Origin of the sequence: Vibrio sp. 10N.222.48.A3 (assembly GCF_041475345.1) — a bacterium.
Classification (GTDB): Bacteria; Pseudomonadota; Gammaproteobacteria; order Enterobacterales; family Vibrionaceae; genus Vibrio; species Vibrio tasmaniensis_A.
The window spans coordinates 1-471 of the sequence record NZ_JBFRVX010001085.1 but is presented as its reverse complement, the minus strand read 5'-3'; the positions used below and the strand labels follow the sequence as shown (position 1 = coordinate 471).

Here is a 471-nt window from a genome sequence, read left to right as displayed (position 1 = left end):
GCTCTAGTTGGCGACATGCCAGCTATCGAAGTTGACGAAATCAACAACGCACTACAAGAGCTACACACTCGTGGTGAAGCTGCACGTCAAGAACTAGCTAAAGCTGCTGCTGCTGACGGCGAAGCTTTCCTAGCTGACAACGCTCTTCGTTCAGAAGTTACAGTTCTTGAGTCTGGTCTTCAGTACGAAGTACTAACTGAAGGTACTGGCGAAATCCCAACTGCAGACAAGCAAGTGCGCGTTCACTACCACGGCGAACTAACTGACGGTACAGTTTTCGATAGCTCTGTATCTCGCGGTCAACCTGCTGAATTCCCAGTAACTGGCGTAATTCAAGGTTGGGTACAAGCTCTACAAATGATGCCTGTTGGCTCTAAGTGGAAGCTATACATCCCTCAAGATCTAGCATACGGTGAGCGTGGCGCAGGTGCTGCAATCCCACCATTTGCTGCTCTAGTATTCGAAGTAGAA

General features: G+C 49.0%; 1 protein-coding gene. It reads left to right on the top strand.

The window, feature by feature from the left end; genetic code table 11:
• Positions 1 to 471 (top strand): FKBP-type peptidyl-prolyl cis-trans isomerase (locus tag AB4653_RS23860; protein ID WP_372105485.1); only part of this gene is annotated, 471 nt, incomplete at both ends.